At 60.6% G+C, this 18,557-nt stretch carries 16 protein-coding genes and 1 pseudogene; 14 read left to right on the top strand and 3 right to left on the bottom strand.

The features are described from left to right. Nucleotides 1-36 precede the first annotated feature (36 nt). Entirely contained in the window at nucleotides 37-777 is a 741-nt protein-coding gene (locus tag NKH57_RS20890) for a class I SAM-dependent methyltransferase (protein WP_352946834.1), read from the top strand. A gap of 303 nt (nucleotides 778-1,080) precedes the next feature. Here the strand turns inward: NKH57_RS20890 and NKH57_RS20895 are convergent, their stop codons facing one another. Beyond that, entirely contained in the window at nucleotides 1,081-1,908 is an 828-nt protein-coding gene (locus NKH57_RS20895) for a helix-turn-helix transcriptional regulator (protein ID WP_352946837.1), read from the bottom strand. A 149-nt stretch (nucleotides 1,909-2,057) separates the two neighbouring features. Here NKH57_RS20895 and NKH57_RS20900 point away from each other — a divergent pair, with 149 nt between their 5' ends. The 8 genes and pseudogenes from NKH57_RS20900 (at nucleotide 2,058) to NKH57_RS20935 (ending at nucleotide 10,639) form a co-directional block, all read left to right on the top strand. Beyond that, nucleotides 2,058-4,163 carry a N,N-dimethylformamidase beta subunit family domain-containing protein gene (locus NKH57_RS20900; protein WP_352946840.1) on the top strand — a complete coding sequence of 702 codons (2,106 nt, stop codon included), beginning with the start codon at nucleotides 2,058-2,060 and terminating at the stop codon, nucleotides 4,161-4,163. Between the two features lie 41 nt (nucleotides 4,164-4,204). After that, nucleotides 4,205-5,206 carry an ABC transporter substrate-binding protein gene (locus NKH57_RS20905; protein WP_352946842.1) on the top strand — a complete coding sequence of 334 codons (1,002 nt, stop codon included), beginning with the start codon at nucleotides 4,205-4,207 and terminating at the stop codon, nucleotides 5,204-5,206. Between the two features lie 72 nt (nucleotides 5,207-5,278). Beyond that, entirely contained in the window at nucleotides 5,279-6,163 is an 885-nt protein-coding gene (locus NKH57_RS20910; protein WP_352946845.1) for a polysaccharide deacetylase family protein, read from the top strand. Then, complete coding sequence (locus tag NKH57_RS20915; RefSeq protein WP_352946847.1) at nucleotides 6,160-6,873, top strand: SDR family NAD(P)-dependent oxidoreductase; 714 nt, start codon at nucleotides 6,160-6,162, stop codon at nucleotides 6,871-6,873. Before NKH57_RS20910 ends, NKH57_RS20915 begins: the two co-directional genes overlap by 4 nt. Before the next feature lie 22 nt (nucleotides 6,874-6,895). Then, nucleotides 6,896-7,636, top strand: a complete 741-nt coding sequence (locus tag NKH57_RS20920; protein WP_352946849.1) for an SDR family NAD(P)-dependent oxidoreductase — start codon at nucleotides 6,896-6,898, stop codon at nucleotides 7,634-7,636. Nucleotides 7,637-7,667: 31 nt separating this feature from the next. Next, nucleotides 7,668-9,014 (top strand): histidinol dehydrogenase, encoded by a 1,347-nt coding sequence (gene hisD / locus NKH57_RS20925; RefSeq protein WP_352946851.1) that lies wholly within the window; start codon nucleotides 7,668-7,670, stop codon nucleotides 9,012-9,014. A 68-nt stretch (nucleotides 9,015-9,082) separates the two neighbouring features. Then, nucleotides 9,083-9,852: pseudogene (locus NKH57_RS20930) on the top strand (ABC transporter permease). A 7-nt stretch (nucleotides 9,853-9,859) separates the two neighbouring features. Then, nucleotides 9,860-10,639 (top strand): ABC transporter ATP-binding protein, encoded by a 780-nt coding sequence (locus tag NKH57_RS20935; RefSeq protein ID WP_352946912.1) that lies wholly within the window; start codon nucleotides 9,860-9,862, stop codon nucleotides 10,637-10,639. A gap of 271 nt (nucleotides 10,640-10,910) precedes the next feature. Here NKH57_RS20935 and NKH57_RS20940 read toward each other — a convergent pair whose 3' ends face one another. Then, nucleotides 10,911-11,807 carry a LysR family transcriptional regulator gene (locus NKH57_RS20940; RefSeq protein ID WP_352946854.1) on the bottom strand — a complete coding sequence of 299 codons (897 nt, stop codon included), beginning with the start codon at nucleotides 11,805-11,807 and terminating at the stop codon, nucleotides 10,911-10,913. Nucleotides 11,808-11,886: 79 nt separating this feature from the next. On the opposite strand from NKH57_RS20940, the gene NKH57_RS20945 reads away from it, so the two are divergent. The 5 genes from NKH57_RS20945 (at nucleotide 11,887) to NKH57_RS20965 (ending at nucleotide 17,232) form a co-directional block, all read left to right on the top strand. Continuing rightward, a complete protein-coding gene (locus NKH57_RS20945) occupies nucleotides 11,887-13,095 on the top strand; it encodes a trans-sulfuration enzyme family protein (RefSeq protein ID WP_352946856.1) in 1,209 nt (402 codons plus the stop codon). Continuing rightward, nucleotides 13,070-14,158 carry a transporter substrate-binding domain-containing protein gene (locus tag NKH57_RS20950; RefSeq protein ID WP_352946859.1) on the top strand — a complete coding sequence of 363 codons (1,089 nt, stop codon included), beginning with the start codon at nucleotides 13,070-13,072 and terminating at the stop codon, nucleotides 14,156-14,158. The genes NKH57_RS20945 and NKH57_RS20950 overlap by 26 nt, the downstream gene beginning before the upstream one ends. 65 nt (nucleotides 14,159-14,223) lie before the next feature. Continuing rightward, nucleotides 14,224-15,339 carry an amino acid ABC transporter permease gene (locus tag NKH57_RS20955; RefSeq protein ID WP_352946862.1) on the top strand — a complete coding sequence of 372 codons (1,116 nt, stop codon included), beginning with the start codon at nucleotides 14,224-14,226 and terminating at the stop codon, nucleotides 15,337-15,339. 2 nt (nucleotides 15,340-15,341) lie between these two features. Next, entirely contained in the window at nucleotides 15,342-16,433 is a 1,092-nt protein-coding gene (locus NKH57_RS20960) for an amino acid ABC transporter permease (RefSeq protein ID WP_352895601.1), read from the top strand. Nucleotides 16,434-16,443: 10 nt separating this feature from the next. Continuing rightward, the gene (locus NKH57_RS20965; protein ID WP_502907321.1) at nucleotides 16,444-17,232 is read left to right on the top strand and encodes an amino acid ABC transporter ATP-binding protein; all 789 of its coding nucleotides are present in this window, start codon (nucleotides 16,444-16,446) and stop codon (nucleotides 17,230-17,232) included. Nucleotides 17,233-17,430: 198 nt separating this feature from the next. Here the strand turns inward: NKH57_RS20965 and NKH57_RS20970 are convergent, their stop codons facing one another. Then, the gene (locus NKH57_RS20970; RefSeq protein WP_352946864.1) at nucleotides 17,431-18,501 is read right to left on the bottom strand and encodes an NAD/NADP octopine/nopaline dehydrogenase family protein; all 1,071 of its coding nucleotides are present in this window, start codon (nucleotides 18,499-18,501) and stop codon (nucleotides 17,431-17,433) included. Nucleotides 18,502-18,557 lie beyond the last annotated feature (56 nt).

Here is an 18,557-nt window from a genome sequence, read left to right on the forward strand (position 1 = left end):
CCTGTCTAGGCCAGTCGCTGGCACAGAGGAAAGCCTATGTCGACGCCGTACAATTTTTCCGAAGGCGATGCGCCGATCGACCTTCAGACATCGTTCTGGAACAGATGGAATGCCGACAATCGTGAGCACCAGATGAGCGAAGTCAGCGCTCGTCAAGCTGAAGTCATTCTGGGATGGCTTGAAAATACCGGCCGAAGAAATCTCGATATACTTGACGTCGGCTGCGGTTCCGGGTGGCTCGCTCCAAAGCTAGGCCGATACGGTGTCGTGACGGCGACCGATCTTTCTGACGAAGTACTAAACCGGGCGGCGATGCGTTGGCCCCAGGCGAAATTCATCGCTGGTGACTTCATGGCCCTGGACTTTGGCACGCCAGCATTTGACGTCATCATAACGCTTGAGGTTTTATCGCATGTCTTCGATCAAAGAGCCTTCATCCGCAAACTCTCCACCCATCTGCGGCCGGGCGGGTATCTGATGTTGGCGACCCAAAACCGCCATGTTCTCGAAAAATACAATGCTATCCCTCCGCCTGCACCCGGCCAGCTGCGTCGCTGGGTATACAAGCAAGAATTGGCTGATTTGCTCGTGCCTGAATTCGAGCCATTGGAATTGTTCACTGTTTCACCAATTGCGCGCAAAGGGATCATGCGATTGGTAAACTCCTGGAAAGTCAATGCTCCGATACGTGCTATCTTCGGCAATCGCGTTGAAAGAATGAAGGAGCGTTTGGGACTTGGATGGACACTGATGTCCCTGTCGAAAAGACGCACGTAGCGTCGCATGAGCGCCGTTTAGGCACCCCCGATTTGCCAGACCGCCACGGCCGCGAGAGCAAGCCCTGCTGCACCCTCGATCCTTCGGGAAATGGGATCGAACAGGCGTGGCCGGCTATCGAAAAAATGCACCAGGCGCTCCCGAAAAGGAGCGACAGATCCAACAAGCAAGTCAGCGTCACCGCCAGGAAAACCATAATGATTGGTGCAAACTCAATGCCCGCGACCGGAATGCTCTGGAGATCGCGAAGTCATCATGGAAAGTGCAAGTGGACATGAGGTCGGCACGGCTCTGATGCAGTTTCTACAACCCGCCTCGTTCGTTTTGCCGGCCGGAGCCTTGGCTGGTCGCCCCCTCCAGGATCGGCATCATGAGCGCAAACAGCTCTGCTTGCGAGGAAAGGCTGCATTTGCTGTAAAGCTGCTTGCGGAAGACCTTCACTGTTTGCGGGCTGACGCCGAGGTTTAAACCGATCGATGGCGAGGAGTGCCCCTGCAGAATGAGAAGCGCCACTTCGGCCTGACGTTTGCTCAACAGGACATCGTGGTGCTTCCGCATTGCCGCAATCAGGCTGTCGGTGATTGACATCGAACGCGGAGCGACCGCAGGCGGGGTTTCTGACGCAACCCAGTGGGCACGCAGCAGCGACATGATTGCCGGCTCATGCGAGCGCAGGCAGACCTCGGCTTTTTGCGTGAAGGCCTGGCCGGAAGAACCGTCCTTGCCCATGGATATGGTGACGGTCGCGTTCTCCCCGATCGACAGCACGACCGAGATTTCGTCGGTGATGCCGATCCGCCCATAATACCATTTGAAATAGCGGCTGCGGCGAAACTGGTCCGGTGCCACGTCGAGAAGACGATAAAGCCCCGGCGCGCCGCGTCGCAGATGAAAATGATAGATCGGGTCCAGGAGATAGGCCGCCGGCAGATATTGCTCGGCAAGATATCGAAACACATCCGGGCCGTAGATCTTCTTGTAAAGCACGGTGGGGACAGCGGTGCCCGAGAAAACGATGACGATCACATTGTCGTAGCTGAGGCAGCGCCGCAGATACTCGGTAACAGCTGGATAGAACTCGCGCTTGCCGATCGCGTCGATGGCCAGCGCGAGACCTTCAAAAACGGACATTGTCACCAATCATACCCCGATGGGGGTATATACCCCCAAGAAACGATGCCCGTAGTGTAAATCAAAAAAGAAAGGGGTACGAGAGAATTGTCCAGTTTGCCATTCGAGACCGCGCACAGGCCGAGATCGCGGCGGGGATTTTCGCCGCGATGAAACGTCCCGTCGATCATGGCGCCATGGCCGTTTCAGGCTACACGGTGCCCTGGCACACAGCGACTGGTACGCCTGTCGCGCTTCACGTCTCGTCGTCGCGGCCGGTGCGCGCTGTGCGGATCTTGCGGCTCGATACGCCCTCGGCCGCGGTCATGGACTGGGATGTCGAACCGACAGAAAATGCCGCGTCGCATCGCGACTTCAACCATGGGTCCTTCCTGAGGATCACGGCATCGGAACTGGCCAAGGCCACCGAAATCGGCGGTGTTTCCTTCGAGGTCTATTTGACCCGCAATGACGGCGCTCGCGTGCTCTTCGAGTGCGGAAATTTGCTAGTTGGGTTGCAGGACGGGCGGCTGACGTCAGGCCATGACGGCAAGCCGCTGGAAATCGGCGAGACCCTGCCAGCAAACACCTGGCTCATGGTCGAGATTTCATCCGATGGCGGCGGGACGGTCCTGAACATCGGCTCCGACGACCTGTTGTCGCCGTTTCGCCTGCAGCATCAATTCGATCGGCCCTGGTCCCTGTCCGGTGACATGATCTTCGGTACCAGCGCGGCAAACGACGTCAGGTCGCTCAATGCCAAATTCTCAGCGATCGCCCTGCAAACCGCGGCCGGACGCACCGCCTGGACCTTCCCCACCTTGCTGCCGAGCGGTCCGATCGCCTCGACAGGTGGAGATGACGTTCTCCTCCTGGAAACGGTCAACCAGCCCGCGTTCTGCATGACTTCGCGCCGCTGGGACGGGTCGAGTTTCGATCCCCGGCTGGTGCCATCGCATTACGACGCGGTGCATTGCCATGACGACGACATGGGTGCGTTGGATTGGCCTGCTTCCTACCATTTGCAGGTCCCCGCCGAAGCGTCTGCCGGGGTTTATGCCTTCGAAGTCAGCCATGACGAAGGATCGGAGCGCATCGTCTTCTTCATCACCTCGACGGCACGCCAGGCACCGCTGTTGTTCCTGGTACCGACGGCCACCTATCTCGCCTACGCTGATGAATTCCTGCCGGCGCATCTCTACGAGTGGATGTGCGAGGATCGCGGCCATCGCTTCGCCATCGATAACAATCTGAAGTCGCTCTACGACTACCACAGCGATCTCAGCGGCGTGTCGATCTGTTCCTACAGAAAACCGAAGGCAACGCTGCGCGACGACTACAAATACCCGCTCTGCGGCTGCCCGCACAATCTGCCAGTCGACCTGCATTTCCTGCGCTTCTGCCACGCTAACGGCATCGCCTTCGATCTCATCACCGACCGCGACCTGCATGAGCGCGGCGTTGCGGGCCTGCAGGGCTACCAGGCGGTCATCACCGGCAGCCATCCCGAATACATGTCGATCGAGATGGAGCATGCGCTGCGCCAGTTCGCGGCGACGGGCGGTAGCATCGCCTATCTCGGCGGCAATGGCTTTGCCGGCAAGGTGGCGTTCCAGGACGATCTGATGGAACTCCGCCGTTCGCCGCTCGAGGCAGGCCGCACCTGGGACGGACCGATCGCCGAACAATCGCTGTCGATTACCAACCAGCCGGGCGGCCATCTGCGCGCCAGCGGGCGCGGCGAATTCTCGCTGACCGGCGTCGCCATCTCGCTGATGGGTTTTGACCGCGCGCGGCCTTTTACGCGCACGCCGGAAAGCCACCAACCTTCGGCCGCATGGCTGTTCGACGGCGTCGCCAACGAAGCCTTCGGCGACGAGGGCATCGTGCTGGGCGGCGCGGCCGGCTACGAGGTCGATGCCACCGACCCGCATCTTGGCACCTCCCCCGATACAACAGTCATTGCGCGCGCAACCGGTTTTCCTGACAGCTTCGTCCACGACGCTACGCGCTGGTATGAGGGCGGCGAGGAGGAGCGCGCATCGCGGCGCTGCGCGGAGATGACGCTGCGCCACCTGCCTTCAGGCGGTTTGATCTTTTGCGCGAGTTCGGTCGCCTGGTGCGGCGCTCTGCCGACCGGCGACGCCATGAACGACGTCGGCAGGGTCACCAAGAATTTGCTGACGCATCTGGCGTCGGCAAAGAGCCGGCCGGCCCGGGATCGACAGCAACAGAGCGGGAGCCAACCCGCCACCCCATCGGCTTCGACAGCATAGCGACAGTTCAACATCACACTTTGGGAACAAGGACCAGGATCATGGGAACCATCAGAAGACATTTCACCGGGGCGGTCGCCCTGTTGGCGCTCTCCACCGCACTGCCGTTCGCCGCACAGCCGGCAAAAGCACAGGACCTGCCGGTTGAACCGGGCGTGTTCAAGCTCGCGATATCGCCCTGGCTCGGCTACGGCATGTGGTACATCGCCCAGGAAAAAGGCTTCTTCAAAGCCAATGGCCTGGAAGGCGTCGAGCTGACCAATTTCGTCGAGGACAAGGATATGGGCGCGGCGGTTGCCGCCGGACAGGTCGACGGCGACAACGAATCCATCCAGCAACTGCTGGCCAAGGTGCAGGCCGGCATTCCGATCAAGGGCGTGCTGCTGCTTGATGCCAGCACCAAGGCCGATGCCATCCTCGTCAACGGCGACATCAAGACCGTGGCCGACCTCAAGGGCAAGCAGGTTGCCTTCGAGCGCGGATCGACCAGCGATCTGCTGCTGAACTATGTGCTGCAGAAGAACGGCATGACCATCGACGACGTCAATGTCCTGCCGATGCCGGCGGCAAGCGCCGGCACCGCGATCATTTCCGGCACCGTACCGGCGGCCGTCACCTATGAGCCTTACATCTCGGCAGCCATCGGCGCCGACAAGAACATCAAGGTGCTGGCCGAGGCCGGCGAGGCGCCCGGCCTGATCAGCGACGTGCTTTCCGTGCCGGAAGAGACGCTGAAGAAGAAGCCGGGCCAGGTGCAGGCCATGCTGAAGAGCTGGGACCAGGCGCTGGAATATTATCGCGCCCACACCGAGGAAGGCCGCGCCATCATCGCCAAGGGAGTCGGCGCCGAGCCGGCGGACCTGGCGACGGCCTTCGACGGCGTGTCGTATTACTCGGCCAGCGAAAGCCAGAAGGCGCTCAACGGCGTGTTCAAGTCCGACACTTATCCCGGCATCGTCAAGGCGGCGATCGCGGCCAAGCTGATCGACAAGGACATCGCCTACGACGCGGCCATCGGCTCGACCGTGGCGCATTGGAAATAAGCGTTGCGAAACCGGCAGGCGGGCCAACGCGGCCCGCCTATTCCTATGCGATGGCGGGAAGAAAACCCAGGCATGACCAGCCCTGACGTTCAAGTGGCGCTGACGTTCGACTTCGATGGCTATTCGACATGGATCGGCAGCCAACGGGCGACGTCACCGAGCATGCTCTCGCGCGGCGAGTTCGATCCGATCGGCGCGCGCCGCATCCTGAAGGTGCTGGAGCAGGCCAGCATTCCGGCAACCTTCTTCGTGCCCGGCCATTCCGCCCTCGCCTTCCCGCCGGTCGTGCGCGCCTTTCGCGATGGCGGCCACGAGATCGGCCATCATGGCTGGGTTCATGAGAACCCTGTGCTGCTGACGCGCGAGGAAGAGCGCGCCGTCCTGCTGCGAGGCCTGGAGGCGCTGGACAAGGTCGCCGGCATCAGGCCATCCGGGTACCGCTCGCCGGCCTGGGACAACAGCCCGTCCACGATCGAACTGCTGCTCGAACTCGGTTTCGAGTATGAAAGCTCGATGATGGGTAACGACCATGAGCCCTATTGGTGCCGGATCGGCGATGCGTGGTCGACGTCGGAAGAATTCCGCTTCGGCCTGCCAGTCGATCTCGTCGAAATGCCTGTCGCCTGGCATCTCGACGACTTTCCGCAATTCGAGTTTCTGGCGACCGACAAGGGCTACCTGCCCGGCGGCCGTGCACCCTCGAGCGTGCTGGAGATCTGGAAAGGGGAGTTCGACTTTCTCTACCAGCGGATCGGCAGCGGCGTGATGGTGGTGACCATGCATCCGCAGATCATGGGGCGCGGCCACCGGCTGCTGATGCTCGAGGAATTCATTCGCCATGTCGCGTCGCATGAGCGCGCCGGCTTCACGACATGCCAGGACTATGTGCGGCAATGGCGCAAGGGGCGTTCGCCGTCCCTGCCCTCGGATGCCGGCGACAACAGGCTGACCAGATGAAAACGGCAATCGTCACCGGTGCCGCCGGCGGGATCGGCGCGGCGATCGCGACGCTGTTCGCGTCGATAGGTTCCACCGTGATCGCACTCGACCGGTCGTTCACCGGCGTGAGCGAACAGGCCACCGGCGCCGGCCAGATCCTGTCGGCCGCCTTCGATGTCGCTGATGAAGCCGATTGGGCGAGGATTTCGGACATCGTTGCCCAGCGGTTCGGCCACGTCGATGCGCTGGTCAACAACGCCGCCATCTTCAATCCGGTGCCATTCCTGGAAGAAAGCGTCGCCGGTTTCCAGGCCGTCACCGACGTCAACCAGCTGGGCACGTTCCTCGGCATGCGCGCCGCCGCCGCGCTGATGCCGGCGCAGGGCGGCTCGATCGTCAACGTCTGCTCCACGGGCGGCTTGAGAGGCTTTAGCGGCGCCTTTGCCTATTCGACCTCGAAATGGGCGATCCGCGGCATGACCAAGGTCGCGGCGCGCGAACTCGCCGGCCGCAACATCCGGGTCAACGCGGTGCATCCAGGCTTGGTCGACACGCCGATGCTTGGCGAGAACACCGCTGAGAACCTGGCTGAAATGACCGCCTCTGTGCCGCTCAACCGGCTGGCTAGCCCGCGGGAGATCGCGCATCTCGTGGCGTTCCTGGTGTCGCCCGGCAGCGAATACATCACCGGGTCCGAATTCACGATCGACGGCGGGCAGACGATCTAGAGACTCAGGAAAAGAGCTGGCTATGGAAAAGCGATTTCAGGGAAAGGCCGCCGTGGTGACCGGTGCCGGCAACGGCATTGGCCTGGCTACCGCCAAGCGGTTGCAAGCCGAAGGCGCGGCGGTGCTTTCGGTCGACTGGAACGCGGACTATCTGGCCGACTGCGCGGAACCGAAACTGACGATAGATCTCGCCGATGACGATGCCCCGGCGCGGATCGTCACGGCTGCAAAGGCACAGTTCGGGACCATCGATATCCTGATCAATAATGCCGGCGTCGCCGGTTCCAAGACGCTTGGCGACAGCAGTGACGAACTGATCGACCGTGTCATGGGGATCAACGTGCGCGCGGCGATGCGCCTGACCCGCGACACGCTTCCGCATCTGGCGAGGCCGGGCGGCTCTATCGTCAATGTCTGTTCGGTGTTCGGCGAGGTCGGTTTTCCCAACACCGCCCCCTATGCCGCGTCCAAGGGCGCGCTGTCGCAACTGACGCGCCAGTTGGCCGCCGACCTGTCGGCCGACGGGATCCGCGTCAACGGTGTGGCGCCCGGCGTCATCAACACGCCGATCGTCGCCGAACGCATCGCGTCGGACGCCTGGTACCGGCGCGCGATGATCGAAACCACGCCGATCCGTCGCGTCGGCACGGCAGAGGATGTCGCCGGCGGCATCCTGTTCCTGTGCGGCCCGGACGCCCAGTTCATCACCGGCCACATCCTCAATATCGACGGCGGCTGGCTTGCCGCACGCGTCGCCCCTTGAAGGGGCGTTTCGACGAGACGAAGGAAACAGATTGTCAGATGTAGCAATCCACGACCTGGCCACGATGTCGTCCGAGGCGCGCACGCGCCTGCTGGAGCGGACCGAGGCCGATCTCACCGACACGATCCGCAAGGTCGAGCCGATCATCGCCGCCGTGCGGACCAGAGGCGACGATGCCCTGATCGAACTTGCCGCCCGGTTTGACGGCGTGACGCTGGACCGCACGGCTTTGAAGGTGTCCGCAAGCCAGATCGCCGGCGCCGAGAAGGAACTCGATCCCGATGTCGTCGCGGCGATCCGGCTGTCGGTGGCGCAGGTGAGGCGTTTTCATGAGGCACAGATGCCCGACAACCTCTGGCTAAACGAGGCAACCGAAGGCGCGCTGATCGGCGACCGCTGGACGTCGATCGATTCCGTCGCCTGCTACGTGCCGCGCGGCAAAGGCTTCTTCCAGTCGAGCGCGATCATGACCGCGGTGCCCGCCAAGGTGGCCGGTGTCGCACGGGTGGTGATCGTGACACCACCGGGGCCGGACGGTTCGGCCGACGCCGCCACGCGTTTCATCGCATCCTTGATTGGCATCGACGACATATATGTCTGCGGCGGCGCCCAGGCGGTGGCAGCGGTCGCTTATGGCACGCAGACCGTGCCGAAATGCGCAAAGATTGTCGGCCCCGGCAGTCCATGGGTCAGCGCGGCGCGCCAGCTTCTGTCGAACCGGATCGATCCGGGCAGCCCGGCCGGCCCGAGCGAATTGCTGGTCTATGCCGACAGTTCGGTTCCGGCCGCGCTTGCCGCACTGGAGCTGACAGTTGAATCGGAACATGGACCAGACTCGTCAGCCTTTGCCGTCACCACCGACCGAGCACTGGCGGAAGCCATCGCCGCCGCGGTGCCACAGTTCTGGGAGGCGATGGGAGAGTATCGCGCGGATTTCTCCCGCACCGTGCTGAACGGCAGGAATGGCGGCATCGTGCTGGCGCCTTCGATCGAAGCGGCGTTCGACTTCATCAACGACTATGCGGCAGAGCATCTGGCCGTGCTGTCGACATCGGCCTTCGAGCTGCTGCCGAGGATCAGGAATGCCGGCGAGATCCTGCTCGGCCCGCATTCGATTGCCAACTTCGTGCTTGGACCGAGCCACGTCCTGCCGACGGGCGGGCGGGCCAACACGGCATCGCTGCTATCCGTCTTCGATTTCATGAAGCGCTCCTCGATCGCCTACCTTTCCCAGGCGGCCTATCAGCGGCTGGCGCCGGCCGCCCGCACCTTCGCCCAATATGAAGGGTTCATGGCGCATGCGAATTCGGTTTCGGAAATCCGCGATCGCATCCTGTCGAACAGCAGCCCTTTCACCCGGCCCGTGAGATCACGATGACCCTACAGACAGACACAGCCGTCCTGAAGCAGACCGTGCAACGCCCGCAGCGAAAACCGTTGCTGAGCATGGCGGCAGAAATTTCTGGCTCGACCTATCTCTTCATCGCCGTCTGCGCCTTCCTGCTCTTCATCGCGGCGTGGTTCCTGGCGACAGGGCTCGGCATGACCAAGCCGATCTTCCTGCCCTCCCCCCTTGCCGTAGTCGCCAAACTTACCAAGCTCGCCATGGATGGAACGCTGGCCAGCGATGTCGGCAACAGCGTCTACCGCATCATGATCGGCTTCCTCCTCGCGTCGGTGATGGCGCTGGCGACCGCCATCCTGATCGGCGCCTACCGCTTCTGGGAGGCGGCGATCGAGCCATTCCTCGATTTCGTCCGCTACATGCCGGTCGTGGCCTTCGTGCCGCTGACCATCCTGTGGAGCGGCACCGGCGACATCCAGAAATTCCTGATCATCTGGATCGGCACCTATTTCCAGCAGGCGCTGAATTTAAGGACAACATCAAGCGTGTTCCCACAGACTTCATCGGTTTTGGACGAACACTGGGGATGAGCGACCTGCGCGTTCTGATGCGCATTGTCGTGCCTTCGGCGATGCCGCAGATCTGGGACACGCTGCGCATCTCGCTGGGCTGGGCCTGGACCTGGGTGACGCTGGCTGAACTTGTTGCCGCCAATTCCGGGCTTGGGTACCGGATCACGGTTGCCCAGCGCTATCTGCAAACCGACATGGCGATCGGCTACATACTGGTGCTCGGCATACTGGGCCTGGCGACGGACCAGATCATGCGATTCCTCGGTCGGCATTTCTTCAAATATGAGAGGAAGTCCTGACATGCAGATGCATCCCAAGCTTAAGATCTCGCATCTGCAAAAATCGTTCACCAACGGCCGGTCGACGATCAAGGTGCTCGACGACATCAACCTCGAAGTCGGCGACAACGTGTTCGTTTCGCCGGTCGGCGCGTCGGGCTGCGGCAAGAGCACGCTGCTCTCGATCATCGCCGGCCTGCAGGACTATCAGCAAGGCGAGATGCTGGTCGACGGCAATCCGATCATCGGACCGGGCCGCGATCGTGGCGTCGTCTTCCAGTCCTACACCTTGCTGCCATGGCTGACCGCGCTGCAGAATGTTGAGTTCGCGCTGCGCGAGACCGGGCATGATGCCAAGGACATTCCCGAAGTGGCGCGCCAGCATCTCGACCTGGTGAAGCTTTCGCGCTTTGCCGACAGCTTTCCGAGCCAGCTTTCCGGCGGCATGAAGCAGCGCGTCGCTATTGCGCGCGCTTTGTCCTATCGGCCGAAGATGCTTTTGATGGACGAGCCCTTCGGTGCGCTAGATGCGCTGACCCGTGGCCAGATGCAGGAACTCTTGATGCAGATCTGGCAGGAGCATCGCCTGACCGTGATCTTCGTCACCCACGATGTCGAGGAGGCGGTTTATCTGTCCGACCGCATCTTCGTCATGGGCCTCAACCCGGGTCGTATCAAGGAGTGCATTACGGTGCCTGCCGTCAGGCCGCGGCCGACCGGCGTTCAGCATGATCGCGATGTCCTGGAGCTTCAGGCAAGAGTGCTGAAATCCATTCGGGAAGAGACCAGCCGCGCGGACTTTGAGTGAGTTCGATAGCCTCCATCAGGGGCAAGGAGCAGGGCCGACAACTATGCGGCAAGCGAAATCTCTCGTTCAGCGAACACACAATTAAATCCTGACGCAACCCAAGAGCGTGGGGCCGTGAGATTCAAGCTTTGGCTTGAGCTGTCTACCATTCTGTGGCCTGATACGGCATGCTGGATCGAGACCAGCGTCAGTCGATCGACGAATTCAAGGCCATCACCAAACACCGGGGCGGTCACTGGGGTTGGGCTCACAAATGCGATAGTTCCTTCGCCTAGATCTCGCTCGACAGCGCATTGCGCGCTGCATAAAGCTCGGCGATGAAATCGGTTGTCAACGTCGAGTTGATGCCGTCCGGCGGGCGCAAAATCAGTGCTCGGAAATGGACGGCTGGCTCGAATGGCTTGGCGACGATGCCGTCGATCATGCGGTCGGCAATGACGGAAGGATTGACCAGACCGATACCCATGCCCTTCGCGGCAAGGATGGCAATGGTCAGACCGTAAGGTGTTTCAATCAAGACGCGTGGCCGCACACGATGCTCGGCAAAGATCTTGTCCATGGCGAGCCGCACCGTGTCTTCCGGCGACAGTGCCAGGAACGCCTCATCATCAAGATCCCCAGGCGTGACAACAGGCTTGCGGGCCAACCGGTGGTTCTTCGGCATCACGCAGACAGCGCGCGGGGTGGTGAAGATGCTGTGCAGCACGCCTGTCGTATCGACCTCGTCGGCAGCGAGACCGATGTCGAAACTGCCAGATGCCACAAGGTCGCGCACGACATTGGACGTGCGCACCTGATAGCTGATGCGAACCTGTGGATGTTTGTTGGAGAAGGCCACAATGGCACGCGGCACCAGACCGTGCCCGAGCGCCGAGAGGCTGGCAACGCGGATCGTCCCCGTCCCGACTTCCTTGATCTGGGCCGCTCGCAGCTTGAGCCGATCCAGCCCCACCAGATTGGCCTTTACCTCAGTGTGGAAAAGTTCTCCTTCCCGGGTCGGCACCAGCCTGCCGCGGATACGGTCGAACAGGTTGAAACCGAGCTCCGACTCCAGCTTCGTCAGAGAGCGACTTATCGCGGGCTGCGAAGTATCCAGCAGCGTCGCCGCCGCGCCGGCGCCACCCGTGATCATGATTGCGTTGAACACATCGATGTCGCGCGGGTTCATTGGCGGTCCATATCAAAAATGGATTATCTTTATCGTAACGGTCATAGATGGCAATGGGCGAGCCAGTTAAAGTCCGCCCATGACCCGACACGACGACACTTCACATATCCATCCTCCCAGGCGCTCGGAGGAGCCATTCAGGTCGTTGGCGATGCCAGTTGAACGCGCCTCAACGGTGGTCTTCGACGATCTGGACTCCTTCGAGCGCCGCGTCGAGCGACTGTACGATGGCTTCAGTTACGGACTTTACGGGACTCCGACCAGCCGCCAGTTGGAAGACCATATCGCTGCGCTGGAAGGCGGATCTCGGGCGCTCGTCGTCCCTTCAGGAATGGCGGCCATAACGCTGACGACCATGACCGTCTGCCATGGTGGCGATCGGGTTCTGATCCCGGAGACGTTCTATGGGCCGGCACGCGAAATGGCCGCCCGCCTTCTCGCTCCCCTTTGCATCGATACGGTGACCTACGATCCCAAGCTTGACGGAAGAATTTCGGCGTTGATCGATGGCAGGACGCGGCTGGTCTGGGTGGAATCGCCGGGTTCCGGGACCTTTGAGGTACAGGACGTGCCGGCAATCACGGCTGCGGCCCACGAGGCTGGCGCGCTTGTCGCGGTCGACAATACCTGGGCCTCACACTTACTGTTCAAACCACTCAAGCATGGTGTCGATGTCTCGATGCAGGCACTTTCTAAACATGCCGGCGGCCACGGCGACCTGCTGATGGGCTCGGTGGCGGTGAACGACGAGAGCTTGTTCCGGCGGTTAAAGGACACCGCGCGTTTTCTCGGTTACGGCGTTTCGCCGGAGGATTGCGCATTGTGCGAGCGCGGCCTGATGACCATGCCGGTGCGCATGCGCCAAGCCGACAGCACCGCTCTGAACATCATATCGTGGCTGTCGGAGCGCCCCGAGGTTGCGCAGATCCTGCATCCGAGTGAGCCCGACCATCCCGGCCACTTGACCTGGAAGCGTGACTTCGCCGGATCGGCAGGTGTCTTTTCGTTTGTGTTGCAGCCGGAACTAGCGCCCCACCAATCCGAGGCTCTGCGTCGCATGCGACTGTTCAGGCTAGGTGCAAGCTGGGGCGGGGTGCACTCGCTGATCTCCGTCAGTGATCCTCGAAAGGGGCGCAGTGGCCTCGACTGGCTGAAGCCTGGCCCAGTTTGGCGGCTCTCGATCGGCCTGGAGGCCGTCGGCGACCTTCTCGCCGATCTGTCGCAGGCCTTCGAACACTTTGCGGAAACGCGACGAACCACAGTTGGCGACGCCAAGGCTGCAGAATGACAACAACTTCAACAAAAGGGGAATGGATATGAAATGCGAAGGGCATAAATGGCTTGCCGCCTTAGCGATCGGGCTGGTCGGCTTGGCGTCAAGCGCGGGAGATGCGGCCGCGCAAAGCGTCGTCGAAAAGATAAAGGCACGCGGCTACGTCAGTTGCGGCGCGAGCCAGGGAGTGCCCGGTCTCTCTCGACCCGACGAAAAGGGGTATTATCGCGGCTTCGATTCCGACATCTGCCGTACATTCGCGGTCGCCATTCTTGGGGACAAGGATAAGATCCGATACGTGCCGCTCAATGCTGCTCAGCGACTTCCTGCACTACAGACTGGAGAAATCGATATTCTGTCGCGCACGTCCACGATCACCTACACGCGCGATGCCGTGGTCCGTTTCGTCTGGATCAACCTCTATGACACGGATGGCATCCTCGTCCGCAAAGCGGACAAAATCACCGAGCCGAAGCTGCTCGACGGAAAGACTGTCTGCCTTCAAGGCGGCGGCAGCTTGACCGAGAAGGCGATTGAGGAAACCGAGGAGGAATTCGGGATCTCGATGAAGAAGGTCTACTACGACTCGACCCTCCAGGCCCGCGATGCCTTCTTCGGCGGCCGCTGCGATTCCTACGTCACCGATGGAACCGCGGCAGCAGGGCAGCGTGCCTCGGTCGCAAAGAATCCTAACGATTACGACATCATCAAAGTCGGAAAGGCTGCCGAGCCCAATGGCGTGGCGATCGCGCGCGGCGATGAACAGCTCTTCGACATCGTTCGCTGGACGATAAATGCCCTGTTCTGGGCAGAGGCCAACAACATCACGTCGGAAAATATCGACGAAAAGCTCGCTGGGGGCAATTCGGAGGTCCAGCGAGTGCTGGGCAAGGAAGCCGGCTTCGGCAAGCCGCTCGGGCTGGATGACAATTGGGTCTACAACGTCATCAAGCAGACCGGCAATTACGCCCAGATTTGGGATCGCAATCTTGGCAAGGATAGCCCGCTCAAGGTCGAACGCGGCTTGAACGCCCTGTGGAAAGATGGCGGCCTGAACTACCCTTTCCCGTGGGATTAAAGCGCGTCGAGGGGAGCGCCTGGCGCGCTCCTCGATTCCGATAGCGATGTGGATCCGAGGTCAGCATGTTGAGTGACGCCAAAATCAGATCAATCATCATTCAGGCCGCCTTGGCGACTGCTTTCCTGGCGTTCGCAGCGCTACTCGTCAGCACCACCTTCGCCAACCTTGAGGCGCGCGGTATCCCGATAGGCTTTGACTTCTTGTCCATGCCGTCCAGGATCGTCATCTCCGAGGCAATCCTCACATACAAGTCGCGGGATCCGTACTACTGGGCCATTGTAGTCGGGCTGGCCAACACCGTCTTCATTTCCACGCTGGTCACCGTCTTCTCGTCCATTCTCGGACTGATCGTGGGCATCACGCGGCTGAGCAGCAACCCACTGGCTGCGGGCACATGTCGCGTGTGGGTGGAACTGGCGCGTAATTCGCCCCCTATCGTCCTTCTGATCTTCCTCTATTCGCTGTGGTGGAAAATGTTGCCGCCAGTCGGCGAGGCGCTCAACCCGCTGCCTGGCGTCTATGCTTCCATGCGCGGTTTCGTGGTGCCAGCCGTTGGCATCGACGTAAGCATGACCGGTCTCCTCATGATCTTGTGCGCCATCGCGCTCGCTATCGCAGGCTGGATCGCAGTACGCAAAGGTTGGTCGCCGAAGGCTGTCGTGCCCAGTGTGCTGGCAGTTAGCGCCGCAGGAGTTTGGCTCGCTGACGCGCGGTTCACCATCGACTGGCCGGTCTTCACCGGCTCGAACTTTGAGGGTGGCAAAGAACTGACCCCGGAGCTCAGCACGATCCTCATCGGATTGACCCTCTACACAACGGGTTTCGTAGCAGAAATCGTGCGTGGCGGTGTCCTGTCGATAGGCCGCGGCCAGTGGGACGCTGGTCATTCGCTTGGCCTTCCGCGCGGCAAGATATTGCGCCTGATCGTCATCCCCCAGATGCTGCGGGTAATCGTGCCACCGCTCAACAGCCAGTACATCAACGTCGTCAAGAACTCGACCTTGGCAATCGCGGTTGGCTACCCGGATTTCCTTGCAGTCATGAATACAACCATCAGCAAGTCCAGCCACTCCATTGAAGGCGTCTTCATCATTCTCGGCGTCTATCTCGCCCTCAATCTCACCATGTCGGGCGCAGCCAACTGGTACAACCGCCGCATCGCGATCGTGGAGCGATAATCATGAAGGCCGTTTCTCTCCCGTTACCGGTCGATCCCCTAGAGCGACGTGTTCGCTTCCCAGTCCTGCAGCGTTCTGCCGGGCTCCTATTCGGTACGCCTTTCAACGCCGCATTGACGCTGGTGTTTGGCACTCTGCTGATGGTCACCGTCCCGCCAGTGCTGCGCTGGCTCGTCGTAGACGCAGTGCTGTTCGAATCCGACCCGAACGCCTGTCGTGCGGCGGCTGGAGCCTGCTGGAGTTTCGTATACGCCAAGTCCGGCCAACTCCTGTTCGGCATCTATCCGATTGATGACCGCTGGCGTCCCGCCATTGTGTGCCTACTCATCCTCGCGCTGCTGGGCTGGTCTGTTCGCCCGGCTAGCTGGAGACCCCGATTACTCGCGCTCTGGTTGGCAGCATTCGCGTTGATCGTCTGGTTGATGGGTGGTGGCCTTGGCCTGGTCGAAGTCCCCACGTCCTTATGGGGCGGACTTCCTGTAACGTTGATACTGACCGTCGTTGCCATCGGTGTCGCCTTCCCGGTCGGCATCCTGCTTGCGCTGGCGCGGCGCTCTTCCATGGCTGCGGTGCGGATCGGCGCGGTGGTACTGATTGAATCAGTGCGCGGCCTTCCCCTCTTGTCTATCCTGTTCGTGGCATCGATCATGATGCCGCTCTTCCTGCCGGAATCGCTGCTGCCCGACAAATTCGTGCGCGCGCTGGTTGCTCTGACCATTTTTGCGGCGGCCTATCTGGCCGAGGTCATCCGCGGCGGGCTTCAGGCTATCCCCAATGGGCAATACGAGGCCGCCGCCGCGCTCGGCCTTCCCTTCTGGCGCACCCAGTACCTCGTTATCCTACCACAGGCCATCCGCGTGGCCATCCCTGCGTTAGCCAACACCATCATCGTCATGATCAAGAACACCAGTCTTGTCCTCGTCGTGGGCCTATTCGACTTGATCAGTTCCGGCAAGGCAGCGCTTGCGGATCCCGAATGGCCATCGCCGGCGGCCGAGACCTTCCTGTTCATCGGCGCGATCTTCTTTGCGCTCTCCTTCTCCTTCGCCCGTTTCGCCGACTTCCTCGAACGGCGCGGTCCGACATCGCACTAGGAACAAGAACATGGTGTCTTTCACTCCTCGCACGCGACATGCTGAACCTGGATCTTCTACTGCCGAGCTGGCTGCCGTCGAGATGATTGGCGTCAAAAAGTGGTACGGGACCTTCCATGCCTTGAAGAACATCAATCTCACGGTTCGTCGCGGCGAAAAGCTGGTGATCTGTGGACCGTCTGGCTCTGGCAAGTCGACGATGATCCGTTGCGTCAACCGGTTGGAGGAGCATCAGAAAGGTCATATCGTCGTAAATGGCACTGAGCTAACGAACGATCTGAAGAAGATCGATGAAATCCGCCGCGACGTCGGCATGGTGTTCCAGCATTTCAACCTCTTTCCGCATCTGACCGTGTTGGAGAATTTGACATTGGCGCCGATCTGGGTGCGCAGACTTCAGCGCAATGAAGCTGAACAGACGGCCATCCACTATCTCGAGCGCGTGGGGATTCTCGATCAGGCGCACAAATATCCCGGTCAGCTCTCTGGCGGCCAGCAGCAGCGGGTAGCCATTGCTCGCTCACTCTGCATGAACCCGAAAATTATGCTGTTCGACGAGCCGACCTCGGCACTTGATCCCGAAATGGTCAAGGAGGTGCTAGATACAATGGCGTCATTGGCCTGTGATGGCATGACAATGCTGTGCGTCACCCATGAGATGGGATTCGCCCGCCAGGTTGCGGACCGCGTTGTGTTCATGGACCAGGGCGAGATTGTCGAGACCAACACTCCGGTCGAGTTCTTCACAAACCCGCTTCACGAACGCAGCAAGCTGTTTCTTAGCCAGATTCTGAATTAAGCAATTGAACTCGTTGGCCTTGACGAGTTCAATGTCTCTATGTCGATTTTGTTCGCACATTCTGCCAAAATCGATCCCGACGTAGAGACGCTTGCCGACAACTGGATTGGCATCCGCGCTGTGGGCGCGTCGGCCGATGCGTTGATAGCATCCTGGACGACCGGCTTTGTTTGTATTGGCCGATGCTGAAATCCACTGTTAAAACCCGTTGCGGCAAAGGGCTTCAAGATCCGCCTTTGTCATCGCCTCGATACCGAGTGCAGGAAGAATATCATTGTCTCGTCTGAGATCACGACCATAAGCCGCCGACAAGATGGAAATTCCGGATTCATGGAGTGTCGCCGGATTTCCGCTGATCTTCCCCAGAACGGCAGTCGGTAGCAGGCCGAACGGAACATCCTCGAGAATATAGCGGCTCTCGATGGTTGTCGGGCCAAACCCGCCGCGGCCTTGACGATCCATCTCCTGGTTCATTTCCGAAACAGTGTTCATGGGGACGTGGAACGACAATGAAAAATGTTCCTGGACGGTACGAACCGCGATACCGAAATGGGCAGCTATGGCCAACCGTTCGGCATCCAGAGCCTCGATAAAGCGGCCAACGGCAGGAGTGACATTTCCCCCCTGGCTCCACTGCTCGGCCTTCTCCATGCGTGTGAGATTGAGAAGGGCAATTCCCAGATGGTTCTGCGGATTGAGGTTGCTGAGCGCAATCGCCAGCAGACCATCCCGCTTGACGAAGCGATCGCCGAACAAGGCCGTGCAAAGCTCGTACCCTTGGTCGAGCGCATCGAAAGGCAGCGTCGCAACATCAAGCTTCTGGCGAATGGAAGTGACATTGACTTCGGTTGATCCAAGCTGGCGACCAGTCAGTAGTGTTGTGCCCCAAACGACGATCGGCAACCTGATCTTGCGCTCCGTCAACCGCTTCCAGAGATACAGAGCCCCAAACGAACTATGCGAACTGATGATGACCGGAATTCCATCTGCCAGATGAGGGACGGCGGCATCCATAACCATCTTGTGGCCGTAAGCCGGAAGCGCGATCACCACCACGTCCGCGTGGTCGATGGCATCTTTACAATCCTTGGCAATGCCCACCGGCACCGTCGCCTCGATATCCCCCGTCGCCTTCAATAATTCGCCAGTAGCCAACGTTCGGGTGCGGCGTCCCGACGGTGACCAAAGTGTTGGCGAATGTCCCGATTGTGCCAAATAGGCGGCAAGGCCATAGGCAATTGCTCCGGCGCCCAGAATACTCACGCGCATAACATTCCTCCTCTTGCAGGCTTTGTGGTTCGAGAATCCTTGCCGTCCCCGCCTAC

It is taken from the genome of Mesorhizobium sp. M1050 (genome assembly GCF_040318715.1).
Classification (GTDB): Bacteria; Pseudomonadota; Alphaproteobacteria; order Rhizobiales; family Rhizobiaceae; genus Mesorhizobium.

Bases quoted from the DNA above. Each gene is read 5' to 3' on its own strand.
- NKH57_RS20945 (WP_352946856.1), top strand. From the start codon at position 11,887: ATGACCCGACACGACGACACTTCACATATCCATCCTCCCAGGCGCTCG.
- NKH57_RS20890 (WP_352946834.1), top strand. From the start codon at position 37: ATGTCGACGCCGTACAATTTTTCCGAAGGCGATGCGCCGATCGACCTT.
- NKH57_RS20970 (WP_352946864.1), bottom strand. From the start codon at position 18,501: ATGCGCGTGAGTATTCTGGGCGCCGGAGCAATTGCCTATGGCCTTGCC.
- NKH57_RS20915 (WP_352946847.1), top strand. From the start codon at position 6,160: ATGAAAACGGCAATCGTCACCGGTGCCGCCGGCGGGATCGGCGCGGCG.
- NKH57_RS20955 (WP_352946862.1), top strand. From the start codon at position 14,224: ATGTTGAGTGACGCCAAAATCAGATCAATCATCATTCAGGCCGCCTTG.
- NKH57_RS20935 (WP_352946912.1), top strand. From the start codon at position 9,860: ATGCATCCCAAGCTTAAGATCTCGCATCTGCAAAAATCGTTCACCAAC.
- NKH57_RS20895 (WP_352946837.1), bottom strand. From the start codon at position 1,908: ATGTCCGTTTTTGAAGGTCTCGCGCTGGCCATCGACGCGATCGGCAAG.
- NKH57_RS20905 (WP_352946842.1), top strand. From the start codon at position 4,205: ATGGGAACCATCAGAAGACATTTCACCGGGGCGGTCGCCCTGTTGGCG.
- NKH57_RS20920 (WP_352946849.1), top strand. From the start codon at position 6,896: ATGGAAAAGCGATTTCAGGGAAAGGCCGCCGTGGTGACCGGTGCCGGC.
- NKH57_RS20960 (WP_352895601.1), top strand. From the start codon at position 15,342: ATGAAGGCCGTTTCTCTCCCGTTACCGGTCGATCCCCTAGAGCGACGT.
- NKH57_RS20965 (WP_502907321.1), top strand. From the start codon at position 16,444: ATGGTGTCTTTCACTCCTCGCACGCGACATGCTGAACCTGGATCTTCT.
- NKH57_RS20900 (WP_352946840.1), top strand. From the start codon at position 2,058: ATGAAACGTCCCGTCGATCATGGCGCCATGGCCGTTTCAGGCTACACG.
- NKH57_RS20910 (WP_352946845.1), top strand. From the start codon at position 5,279: ATGACCAGCCCTGACGTTCAAGTGGCGCTGACGTTCGACTTCGATGGC.
- NKH57_RS20940 (WP_352946854.1), bottom strand. From the start codon at position 11,807: ATGAACCCGCGCGACATCGATGTGTTCAACGCAATCATGATCACGGGT.